The organism is Spirosoma profusum (assembly GCF_014699005.1).
Taxonomy (GTDB): domain Bacteria; phylum Bacteroidota; class Bacteroidia; order Cytophagales; family Spirosomataceae; genus Spirosoma; species Spirosoma profusum.
In genome coordinates this window covers 1-11501 of record NZ_JACWZY010000079.1, presented here as the reverse complement: position 1 = coordinate 11501, position 11501 = coordinate 1, and the positions used below count along the sequence as shown (strand labels likewise).

General features: G+C 43.3%; 13 protein-coding genes. 6 read left to right on the top strand and 7 right to left on the bottom strand.

Annotated elements, in window-relative coordinates:
- Window positions 1-5 precede the first annotated feature (5 nt).
- Window positions 6-398 carry a hypothetical protein gene (locus tag IC229_RS35115; protein ID WP_190893719.1) on the bottom strand — a complete coding sequence of 131 codons (393 nt, stop codon included), beginning with the start codon at window positions 396-398 and terminating at the stop codon, window positions 6-8.
- 457 nt (window positions 399-855) lie between these two features.
- On the opposite strand from IC229_RS35115, the gene IC229_RS35110 reads away from it, so the two are divergent.
- Together IC229_RS35110 and IC229_RS35105 are read left to right on the top strand one after the other, a co-directional pair.
- Window positions 856-1686 carry a helix-turn-helix domain-containing protein gene (locus IC229_RS35110; protein ID WP_190893717.1) on the top strand — a complete coding sequence of 277 codons (831 nt, stop codon included), beginning with the start codon at window positions 856-858 and terminating at the stop codon, window positions 1684-1686.
- 76 nt (window positions 1687-1762) lie between these two features.
- Complete coding sequence (locus IC229_RS35105) at window positions 1763-2284, top strand: SgcJ/EcaC family oxidoreductase (protein WP_190893715.1); 522 nt, start codon at window positions 1763-1765, stop codon at window positions 2282-2284.
- A 954-nt stretch (window positions 2285-3238) separates the two neighbouring features.
- Here IC229_RS35105 and IC229_RS35100 read toward each other — a convergent pair.
- Window positions 3239-3724, bottom strand: coding sequence for a hypothetical protein (locus tag IC229_RS35100; RefSeq protein ID WP_190893713.1), 486 nt, complete (start codon window positions 3722-3724; stop codon window positions 3239-3241).
- On the opposite strand from IC229_RS35100, the gene IC229_RS35095 reads away from it, so the two are divergent.
- Window positions 3689-4699, top strand: coding sequence for a transposase (locus IC229_RS35095; RefSeq protein WP_190893711.1), 1011 nt, complete (start codon window positions 3689-3691; stop codon window positions 4697-4699). The two genes, IC229_RS35100 and IC229_RS35095, sit on opposite strands and share 36 nt — an antisense overlap.
- 256 nt (window positions 4700-4955) lie before the next feature.
- Here the strand turns inward: IC229_RS35095 and IC229_RS35090 are convergent, their stop codons facing one another.
- Window positions 4956-5267, bottom strand: coding sequence for a hypothetical protein (locus tag IC229_RS35090; protein ID WP_190893709.1), 312 nt, complete (start codon window positions 5265-5267; stop codon window positions 4956-4958).
- A 196-nt stretch (window positions 5268-5463) separates the two neighbouring features.
- Window positions 5464-6378, bottom strand: coding sequence for a formylglycine-generating enzyme family protein (locus tag IC229_RS35085; RefSeq protein WP_190893707.1), 915 nt, complete (start codon window positions 6376-6378; stop codon window positions 5464-5466).
- A gap of 220 nt (window positions 6379-6598) precedes the next feature.
- On the opposite strand from IC229_RS35085, the gene IC229_RS35080 reads away from it, so the two are divergent.
- Window positions 6599-7447: a hypothetical protein gene (locus IC229_RS35080; protein ID WP_190893705.1), complete on the top strand. Its 849-nt coding sequence runs from the start codon at window positions 6599-6601 to the stop codon at window positions 7445-7447.
- A gap of 121 nt (window positions 7448-7568) precedes the next feature.
- Here IC229_RS35080 and IC229_RS35075 read toward each other — a convergent pair whose 3' ends face one another.
- Window positions 7569-8273 carry a hypothetical protein gene (locus IC229_RS35075; RefSeq protein WP_190893703.1) on the bottom strand — a complete coding sequence of 235 codons (705 nt, stop codon included), beginning with the start codon at window positions 8271-8273 and terminating at the stop codon, window positions 7569-7571.
- 282 nt (window positions 8274-8555) lie between these two features.
- Here IC229_RS35075 and IC229_RS35070 point away from each other — a divergent pair, with 282 nt between their 5' ends.
- Both IC229_RS35070 and IC229_RS35065 read left to right on the top strand, forming a co-directional pair.
- A complete protein-coding gene (locus tag IC229_RS35070; protein ID WP_190893701.1) occupies window positions 8556-9026 on the top strand; it encodes a hypothetical protein in 471 nt (156 codons plus the stop codon).
- A 533-nt stretch (window positions 9027-9559) separates the two neighbouring features.
- Window positions 9560-9889 (top strand): DUF4377 domain-containing protein, encoded by a 330-nt coding sequence (locus tag IC229_RS35065; RefSeq protein WP_190893699.1) that lies wholly within the window; start codon window positions 9560-9562, stop codon window positions 9887-9889.
- Between the two features lie 259 nt (window positions 9890-10148).
- On the opposite strand, the gene IC229_RS35060 is transcribed toward IC229_RS35065, so the two are convergent.
- Window positions 10149-10832 carry a hypothetical protein gene (locus IC229_RS35060; RefSeq protein ID WP_190893697.1) on the bottom strand — a complete coding sequence of 228 codons (684 nt, stop codon included), beginning with the start codon at window positions 10830-10832 and terminating at the stop codon, window positions 10149-10151.
- A gap of 215 nt (window positions 10833-11047) precedes the next feature.
- A partial coding sequence (locus IC229_RS35055) for an SMI1/KNR4 family protein (RefSeq protein ID WP_190893695.1) occupies window positions 11048-11501 on the bottom strand: 454 nt, incomplete at its 5' end.

Genomic DNA, 11501 nt, shown 5'->3' with positions numbered 1-11501 from the left:
CGCGCTTACTTATTTCGACCGATGAGAATATTAAGTTGGTTTTTAATCGGATAAGGGCATAGTTGGGTGGTATCAATTCGCCGTCGTTTAACCATTTCTTGCCAATCCTGAGTCTTGATTTGCCCCTTTTTGTAGGCTTCATAGGTTTTTTGACCTTTGACAAATTCAACAGAGCGTATTTTCTTTTCGACCAAATCATCAGGAATCCCCTTGAAGGGAGCGAACTCTTGCTGTTCATAGCCAGCCAGATAATTAGCAATCCCAGTACCAATTGCTTGATAAGAATCAGGCAAATAGCCACGAACAGCTTTTAATGGTATAGCCATCGTTTTCGACTGAGCCAACGAATTGGTTGAGCCCAAAATCAGCAAAACTAAAATAATAATAATAGGCCGCATGACTTGTCTTATAATCAATTCTATGTAAGCTAAAGTACGGAATATCAGGCTAAATATTGTTTTATTAAACGCCCCAATTATGAAGCAGATACATAAATACTGCTTCGTCTCACACAGGAGCCTTTAATGAGATTATGCAAAACAGGGGTTACATACCAGGAAAGAACGTTGCAAATCTGTTTCGATAGTCTCGAGTAAAAGGTGGTTTATCTTGTGATAAGATAACGATAACTAATGCCCCCGAGAAGCATCGAATGACAACTTACGTTACCTATACCCGTAAACAGAAGTTACTTTTCCTAGGTTGGTTGCTGTTTTATGAGTAGCTTTTTGTTTATTCGTAGGGCAACCGCTAAGACGTTGGGATGCTTATGCGTTCACCCAACTGGTTACGGGCCAGCCAAACGGGTACAAGATTAATTCGAAAGGTAACTGCTTTTCAACTAGCTCAAGGACGATGTTCATTCAGTTCTATCCACCTAAACCCCTGCTGGCTAGCTTTATAAAAGGCTACCAGATTGTTCATGTCAAAACTCCCGCTGGCTTGCCTTTGCCAACCCACCCCTTTCCACCCCATGCGGTGCAGAACCTCTCGTTCTATCCCCGCGATTCAGTGGATATCTTTTACCACCAAACCGGACAGATAATTACTGCACCCGCTTGTATTGGTGTTGGCGCCCAGATTTCCCGAGTCGATTTGACGATGGGACGAGATCACCTGATCGTTGCTACATTTTTTGAGCCAGGGGGATTACATCGGCTGTTGGGTATTCCCATGACTGAATTCTTTGATTTCTCACTGGACATTTCCCTACTCTGGAGTGCCGAAATCCGACAAGTGAACGAACAACTGCGAGAAACAACCAATTATGACCGGATGCAGCAAATCGTCGAAGCTTTTTTGATCCGCCAGTTTCAGAAAAAGCAGCTAGCACCGCATCCAATTGATAAGGCTTTCCAATTGCTTTCGGACCCAACCCGATTGGTTTCACTGGATTATTTAGCTGACCAGGCTTGCCTAAGCTCCAGGCAGTTCGAACGGAAATGCCACGAACGAGTAGGACTTAGTCCCACACTGTTTCGACGCCTGGCGCGCTTTAGTAAGGCCTTTCGCCTGAAAGAGCAACGCCCCGATCTGGACTGGCTCGACGTGGCGCTGCAACATAACTACTATGACCTTCAGCACATGCGTCGGGATTTTAAAGAATTTGCCGGCACTACTCCTACCTTGCTGTTGGAAGAGGAAACCCGTTTACAATTACATGCTTACAGTTCCCACAGTTTTTAATTGAACGATTGTCGTTTTTTTACCCCTATGCTGGCGGGGCGGCTACGTAGTTTTGGCCAAACAAAATGAATCGATCATGAAAACAATGATTTTTCTGGGCTGTACTGTATTGCTGTTTAACATCACCTTCGGCCAGCCGCAACCAGCCGCAACAAAAGAGGAGCAGGTAGCGATCCAACAGGTTATTAAGCAACAGGAAATTGCCTGGAACAAGCACGATTGGAAAAGTTTCAGCAATCATTTTACGGATGAAGGAACGTTAATAAACGGTGTAGGTCAGTTGTGGAACGGGAAAAATGAAATCTTTAGGAATCTCACACAACTTAGCGATTGCTGCCTATCTGCCACTTCCTTGACGTTCGACATCAAACGTGTCAAATTTATTACAGCCGATATAGCGGTCGTTTATCTTGAAGAAACCTTACTGACAGACAAGGATTATGCTATACCTTTTCATCAGTATAAAAAAGGGGATAAAGAATATAAAGTGCTAACGGATATTTTTGTGAAAACGAACAATGCCTGGAAGCTTACAGCGATGCAAGTAACGATGATCAATCAAATAATATCCCCTCATAGTACATCTGAAAAGCCTTGACCAAGGAAGGCGCGATAGGCTGGCAACTTACCCACAGTACAAAACTCGCTCGGCAATCAGGATCGATTGGCTTCTGTACATCATCCTAAAGAGTTGTAACTCTAGTAGGATATACGATTTCAGAATGGTTCAATACTATCAAATGGGCATTTAATTTGGATTTACAAACGAACTAACAATATCATACGTCTGTAAAACGACCATATACCCGTCTCGTCAAACGCCCATATTTTGAAGCAGACACATGAACGCTCGTTCGTCTCACATGGGAGGTTTATTGTAAGAATACAAAATCATGGGCCATAATCTGTTTTTGCTCGTAATCGAGTGTCCGCTCAAGTTGTGACCTGCATAAAGGAATAAAAAGCTGAGATATATTCGTCATCCCGCATTATTGCCCTTACAATGTTGGCAGACGTTCCTTACAACTAGCGGATCTTTAATGACTTTGTGAGCTTAGTCAGCTGCCAGTATGGTGCTGTCTTTTTAAATGTAGCGTTCCATCTTTGGCCATAAACTTTATCATCAATTCGCCCCTCGTCAATGATCGTTACCTCACAGGAAGCTTTGCTTGAGCAGTTAACATGGATGAAGTAGCGTCTATTTCCTTCAAGACTCACCGCTGTAGGGAATAAGTGCTTACAAATTGACTCTGGACCTTGTGACCATGATTCGGCCTTGGAAGTTGCGATTTTTATGCTGTCATTCAGCTTGTCAAAACCTATGGTCCGCTCTGAGTTATAGTCGGAGCAGCAGCAGCATTGCACAATTAGTACAAAGAGTATCAAGTTTAGGAAATGTTTCATAAAAGGGAATGTAGTAGAAAGACAGTCGCAATGAGGAAGTAGTCTACATTTTTTCAGGTTAATAGCTGACGGCAAAGGATGACTCTTATTGCAAATGCTTCCTCGAGGATATAGGACGCTATAGAACCATTTTTTGTCGTGAGCCAGGTTAGCCCTTCTCTTTCAGTTTTTTCATTTCGCTTTCGTAACTCTTATAATTAGAATAAGGCTCGTTGGCACGGCTGTTGGGCTTTAAATAGATATAGCCAGCCCGATAATCCAGTATCGTATTGAAATGGTTTAGAATCGCGTTGCCCAATAATGATCCTGCCCGCCTTGCTGCCGGTTTAGTCGGGTCAGCGGCATTTGTTACAATGTCTTTAAACGTTACGCCGGCGATCGTAGCATCCAAGCGTACAATTTTACGACCATTCAGTACCGTCAATTCCTCCAGGTGTTCCCAAACCCCGGGTTGTTGGGTAAAATCTTCACGTAATACCATGGTGCCATCACGTCCCGTGTCAAAACCAAACCAGAAGGAATAGTTTTTACCTCCGTGTATGATCTTTGCTTTCAGGTTGAGCCCATAAATCATGGCTTGCCGGGTGAACGTTTTTGCATGCGAAGGCAACTGATCCTGCACAATGAACAGCATCTTATCGTAGTCAATCTCTATAAATGTGAATCAAGGGTTGAAACCGACAAACGTAGCGTGAGTGGTAAGTTTGTAGAATGCTACAACTACAACTTATTGCCCTCTACGACTACGTTTGCCGCCACTATGCTACGCATCCGGCCCTGCATTTCCAACCGCATGGGCGGCCCCGGACAGAGCAATAATTATTGCCCCAACTTTACCGACCAAGAGCTGATGACGATCTATTTGTTTGGCTTGCTTAAGCACCGATTCAGCTTGCGGCTAACCTATGACTACATCGTTGAGCATTGGGCCGACTGGTTTCCCCAACTGCCCTCCTATCAGGCCGTCAACTACCGCCTGAATCAGATCGGTTGGCACTTTGAATCCCTGCTGGATGCGCTGAGTCAACACGTGCAAACCCGCTCCGATCTATTGGCCGATGTGGTCTTGACCGATTCGGTGCCCATCATCCTCTCCCGCCAGCCTGCTTCGGCCAGTGTGGCCTTAGGGTTGGCTGACAAAGGCTATTGCGCCACCAAAAAGCTGTTTTATCACGGCTTGAAGTGGCATATGTTGGCGACCGACCGCTTGGGTCGACTGCCCTTACCCCAACGATTACACCTGACGGCGGCCTCGGTCAACGACTTATCGGCACTGGGGGTGCCGGTGGTTGCCCTGGAGTCAGTGGCCTTAGTGGGTGATAAAGCTTATGCCAGTGCGCCTTTTGCGGCTGAGTTGGCTAGTCAACAGCAGGTGCGTTTAGTGACGCCGATAAAAAAAGCCAAAGGCCAAGCTCGGATTGACGCGGCTGACAAGCTGTATTCGCGTTACGTGAGTAGCCTGCGCCAACCGGTGGAAAGTCTGTTCAAATGGCTCATTACCCGGGTTGATTTGCAGGACGGCAGTCGTATTCGGTCTGAAAAAGGAGTGTGGTTACACTGTTTAGGCCGTTTAGCGGCTGGCTTATACATCCTTGCTTTCTACTCTTGATTCACATTTATACTATATACTTTCTGCATGATGACGGACAAACTCAAATAACCTAAACCAAAAAGGAAAAAGAAACAGTAATAAGTCAATAAGCAAAGAATACAGCAGACTTTAAGTAAATGAAGTTTTGACTGTAGGATAAATACAGTAATCGTAAATAAACCAATTAAGGTTAAAATGATCGATATGACTCCCAGATCATGCAAGGGGGTTGCGATTAAGAAAATAAGTATGATGTTGGTAGCGCCTATAAATTTTAAACTAGTAGCCCATTGTCGTGAAGCGATTTTTTTTGCCATATTGATAAAAAAAATCCATACCCAACCGAGTGGAATGGCATTCCACTAAGTGCCCAAATCCAGCCAGGGTTTTCTGACCCATTTATCGCTTTTGGTGCAAACAAATTGCTTAGGAAATTTTTTGACCAGTCAAACCCGATAGAATTTTTGTCAAGCACTGAGCCGCCTGGATAGGCCAACGTTGCTATTATTATTAATATGATTGAAGTACCCAAGCATACCAAAACCGAATACTTTTTAATCATTTGCCAAATTGGTAAACTTTCCATTTGTCGATTAAGTGCTGTGTTGTTTGTAGCAAGTTAGTTTGCAATAAGTGCTAACTCGCCGATTGCCGCAATCAAGAAGCAAATACTTGAATGTTCCTTCGTCTCAGGTGGGAGCATTTTTTGAGACGGAGCCAAAGACCGTTTACTTGCTTGCTATTATTTCGTCCTTGACTTCTTAAAGTACTAAAATCCCACTTTACGGCATGACAACCACACGGAAGCCTGTATAACTATACCGACCATCCGGCTTGGAAAAACCCCGATATGCGCATCGACAAGTCTGAATATTGAGATTGTAAGAACCGCCCCGAAGCACTCGCTTGGGCGGAGTAGGCTCAGCAATCTCATCAGCACACCATTCGAACACGTTGCCTAGCATATCCTGTAAGCCCCAGGCGTTAGCGTTAAACTGACCGACGGGAGCGGTAAAGGCATAGCCGTCATTAAACCCGAATAGTCCGTTGCTGGCAGGTTCACCTAATTTTACCCTCAGGGCTTCATCGGGTACGTTGGCGTAGCCCTTCAGACTCAGTGGATCATCGCCGGTGAAAAAACGATTCGTGCTTCCCGCCCGGCAGGCATACTCCCACTCTGCTTCGGTGGGCAAACGCACCAATTTCCCTGATTTTTTACTTAGCCACTCACAAAATTTAGTGGCATCATTCCAACTTACGTTGCCAACGGGATAATTGGCGAGTTGAGTCCAGCCTGGATTCCGCCAAGTGTACTGAGGGAACAACCCCTCAAATTTATGCTTATCGGTATTAAACCCGTGCCCACCGCGCCAGGCAGGCCGTAATTCCTTTTCCGCATCGGTCAGATAGCCCTCCTCTAAGGCGAACTCCTGAAATTGGCTGAAGGTTACGGTCGTGCGGCCCAGGTAAAATCCGTTCTCGATACGGATTTGCTTTTGTGGCTTTTCGTTGTCATCCGCGAGTGGATCGGAGGCTGGTGAGCCCATGAGAAACGGCCCCGGCTCGATCCAGATAAACTCAATCGTCTGATTGTTTTTCAGGGGTATGGTCAGTGATTTTGGCTGAGTGTTGTTCTGTTGAGCCGTAGCGAAGCGGATAGAACCAATCAGTATCAACATGATCCATTTAGCGCGCATCCTGAGTAGTTATTAATCAAATTGGTAATCTGTTCCGTTCAATAAGTGGCTATCTGTCAAGAAGGCGTTAACCGACTAGATATAATGGATAGTTCCAGAAGTAAACATTCTATCGTCTCAAATGGGAGCATTTTTGTGAGAAAACGTCGTTTACCGTAGTTTGCTGAGTAATGCGTAGATTGGTTACCTCAAATAACTGATTTTGCCACCCCACTTCCTGATGACCAACCCACAAGCACTCAGCCGGTTCTACCTTACCCTAGTTCCTTTTTTAGCTGCTGGCGTGGCTTTAGTAATCGGCCACAGCAAACCACAACTCTATCTACCCATCTGGATGGCCCATGCCCTCCTGATGGCATTCGCCGTTTGGAGCCTGGGAAAGAACTGCTTCACCAATCCCGACCCTGAGCAAAGACAACTCGGCACCATTGCCCTGTTGGTCATCATTCCCTGGATCGGGTTTACTGTTTTTGCGGGAATGGGACCTCCGCCTACTTCCATACCAGAATGGGTCGAGACCGCTACCGAACAACAGGTCCGCTATGCTCTGCTGATCATAGGGGGGATGCTGATTACTGTTGGGCTGGCCTTGCTGGCAAACAAACTCCGCCAGAGTGGGGAGAAGCAATACTGGTTACTTGGTTTACTAGCGCTGGGCATCGCCATGCCTTTATTTATTGCCAACATGGCCTATTGGGGGAGCTTTTTAGTCGAATCGTTCACCAACTTTTCGGCCGCTTCAGTGGCCAAAAGGCCCGATTGGTACTTGTCCATGCGCGCGCTTTTTAGTTGGATTAGTGGGGTGGAGGTAGCTCTTTTGTATTTAGCTACGGCTGCTTTTGGGGTAGCCTTACAATCAGTTGGCTGGTTGACGTCAACGGCTTGTCGTCTTTATGTGGTTTTCAGTCTAGTCGGCGCTTTACTGATTGTGTTACCAACCCTTTCGATTGAACCGCTGGAGATTGCCTCTTACTTAGTGTCCATCCCTGCTTTCCCCTTCATCATGCCCTATTTGATGGCGCTTAATTTATTGAACTTGGGTAATCGTACTCTTACCAGAGTTAAATGAAATAAATATATGTACGCTACAACATCTCAGTTGGGAGGGATTTGTGAGAAGAGCGAAATCGAGGATAACAGTGTATTGGTCTACTATCTGTCAAACTCTATTACTAGCATTCGCGTTTAGTTCAATGGTCTTTGAATTCAAAAATCATTTCTGACTCTTTAAATTCGACACCTGTAATCTGTTCTTCTTCAAAGGCATTTTTTAGCCTTTCCGAAATGTATAAGCCAGATATCTCTAGGCCAGCAGCAATCCGAATAAGATCTGAATATTGATTGAAAGCTAACAGAGTTGGTCTAATGCGACCTTTGTGATTTTGGATTAACTCTGAGTTGATACGAAGAAATTCTTCCTTTGAAGAAACTCTAGTTTCAAGAGGCATTATTTCAACATTGGGGTATGTAGCGGGTCTGTAAATGGCATACTGACTGTTGACCAAATCCACATTGATTAACCAGTCATTAAGCAATTGTAAAATAGAATAATCATAAAGTTCATTTTTGAAGCGCAGCTCTGAGGAATAGAATTGATATGGCTCAGAAATAGCAAAGGACTTGAATAAAGACTTAACTTTATTTGAAATCAATATGGCTTTATCAGCGGGGCCAACGTGCATAAACCAATGTATATCGCAACGAATGCGCTCCCATAAACGAGGATCACCATAATGATACATGACGAAAGGCGAAAATAATGGTGGAGACTTAAGTATGACACCTTTATCAATCAACCCTAATGCTTGTTTGAGTGACAACTCCATTTCTCCACCACTAACGCGAGTAACATCAACATCTTTTTTGCCTACGGACTGGGAAAGAGACTTTCCCATGAGATAAAACTTCATATTACCTCAAAATTCACTAATTAGTAGTTAATGTCAAACACGAAGTTATTCTCTCTGGTGTGGATGACTTTACATTCATTCCTGCTGTATGTAGCCAAGGTACGGAACATAGGCTAAATGCCGTTTCACTAAACGCCCCAATATTTAAACAGATGCATGAAGATCTCGTCGTCTCTCATGGGAGCGATTTAGGAGAATTCCTCTAAAACCGAAATTTTGGTAGATTGGCTAACTTAAAGTCGATCCGTTAACTTTAGTATCCAGTTTATGCTATTTCCTTTCCTGCTTTTAGTGACCATAGCGCTGTATGCCTTCTTTTTTGGGATCAGTCTGCTGCAACTAATTGCTCCCTGGGAGCGGCACGTCTCGGGCCAAACATTCGTTAACTATCATCAGGCCATTGATCCCTATATGGCCAAATGGGCTAAAATACTGGCCCAACTACAACTCGTTCTGACATTAGTCGTCTTATGGATCTTCTACCAGCGAGGCCTTACCTGGAGTGTCTGCTTGCTAGGCATTGCCTTAGGTATGGTAATCATTTCAGTCCTAGTGGCCATTCGAGGTAATGTTCCCTTAAACCAGGTCATGAAGCGTTGGTCAGCCACCGAACTGCCGGTTAACTGGCTAAGCATACGCGATCAATGGTTAACCTACCATCGTTGGCGGGCTTGGGTAAACATGATCGGATTCATTTTTCTCTTAGCAAGCTTGCTAGCTAGTCAAGAGCATTTATAACAAACAATCAAATCACCCAGCTTTTCCTAAACGAGGTGGCTGTTGCAAAAGTCGATACGGGCTTATTAAAGGATTTTTTAGTAACAGGACCGCAGGGCGGACTGTAATGAATTACGCTAAGCAAATTCAATATCTATTTTTAGTAGGTGTCAACCGTTTACATAAATGAGCGTGGCGGTTGCACAACTCCCATTCTAAAGAAACCTCGATAGTCTCAAGCCCTAATCAGCCCAATTTGGGGCCTAAAACTCAATCCTAGTAGCGGGTAAATTATTTGTTTGGACATCATGTCCACACATGAGTTGTGCAACAGCCACGAGCGTTTTAGGAGAATATGAACTCTTGGCTGTAAATCAGGAAACCATCAACTGTCAGGCGAAGTCGCTGCTAGCAGGCGACTGGTTTGTAAGCGTGAATTGCTAAAACTCTCCCTGTGAACATGTTGTAATACTTTTTTCAACTGCATACAACGTAAGTAGTCGAAAAGGAGTCTTACCAGAAAATTTATTCACCATTTACACGGCTAAATAGCCATGAATTACATCATTCGTTTTTTTTGGGTTTGCCTCCTCTTTCTGTTTTCGGCTTGTGATAAGAATGATTTAGAAGCCCAAACCATTACGATGCGAGTAGCCGAGCAATATAAAGATTGCACAGGTGTCGGTCCACAGAAGTGTCTGTGGGTCAAATTGGAAGACGACCCTACCTGGACGTTGCATTACTCCGGTATTGAAGGCTTTGCCTATGAAGAGGGCTTCGAATACACTCTAACCGTTAAAAGGGAACAGGTTAAAAATCCACCGATGGATGGATCCAGCATACGCTACATTTTGATGAAGGTTGTTGAAAAGATTAAAATATAAACGAATGCTATCCCATCAGTCACAGAGGCTGACCGTTTTTAGATTCAAGCCATGTGTTCTTCGCGGCTTGAGTTGAGGTTTTTATCATTAAATTCTTGCCCAAACACTATCTCTTTACCCCCCAATATTGAAACAGATACTTGAATGCTACGTCGTCTCAAGTGGGAGCAATTTGTGAGATTAGACTTGTTTTCTATAAAAATGTTACTTGGCATTTTGTCCAGTAAAAAGTAGCAAGTCCAGGTATGATATTCTACTTTCAATCTAACGTGAAAATTACACCCTTCTCTTCTAAAACACAATTTTTATATATATTGATAATTTCATCTGTGAAAGACTTAAGTTCATTTATTTTATTTCCAATATAGTCATTAGTAATATGATCGTCATTTCGAAGTGAATATATCAATGAATTTTCTATAAAATTATAATTGATGTTTTTTGATTCGTTAATAATATTATTTAATGATATATGATTGTATGATTTCCAATATAGATCGTTTTGATATTTTAATAATCCTAAATCATCATTATAACTCTCTGAATATCTTTTCGTGTCAATATAAGTTTCTTCATAAAAAAAAATGTTAACACTGTCAAAAAAAGTGTGATACATCACTTTTATATTTTTATCAAGATGTGGGGCAGCATGTTCATAGGCCCAAGATATTTGCAGTAATTGACCCATTTTGACACACAAAGTAAGTGTCTCTGAGTTTTGCTCAATGGGAATCCAGCTACCCGTTTTGTATAAATCCCAATTTACCTTCTCAAAATCCGCCTTGTAAGCCTGTAGATATATACCCATTTGTATATACTCTTTAAAATTAACGATTTTATTTTTTGCCCTTAATAAAAGTACTAATATCATAGTCGGGGCGTTTCCCTTGTCACACGCTACGTCAGACGGAGCTGCCCAACGAGCCCAAAGTTGCCCTGTCACTACGTGTCTGATGTCGACCGTAGCCGACCACTACGTTGTTTTTCAGCTTGTTCTATCCACCCAACGACCATGAGGGCTGATGGATTGATAAACAACTCAAGACAACACACGTAGCGTCAACCTTTACACCCTCATTTGGTTGGGCTGCAAAGCCTCCTCTCGGGACGTGCATCCTGTCGACGGGAAGCGACCCTACGCGAAGCGAAAGCTGTCTATTATTTCTGAATATAATTTGCGGCAATATCTGTCCAGTCGTCTCGCCAAGTTTTCTCAAAATAATAGTGAATAGAATCGTTGTACTCGTCTTCACTCACCTTTACGTTTCCATTAGTCAGGGCTTGGGTTAAAAAAGACAAATACTCATCAAAGTCGTTAAAAACTACTGACAAAGGTTCTGGCTCACTGAGTGGAAGATAGATAATTTGGCCTTCTCTACCTTTCTCCCCAGGTGAATAGTCAATACACAAAAAGCATCCACTTGCGCCAGCAAAAGAAACCCTGCTTCTCTGGTATTGATATGGTTGAATTAGCTCAGGCTGCACAACCTCCGTCTCCTTAAGGTAGGGGTTAGTTGTAACAAAATTGTGCTCCCATAAGAGGCCGTCTAAAAATGGTATTTTAAATAAAATAAGGAGCCAGTAGGTTTGTAAGTACAAAGAACCACCAATG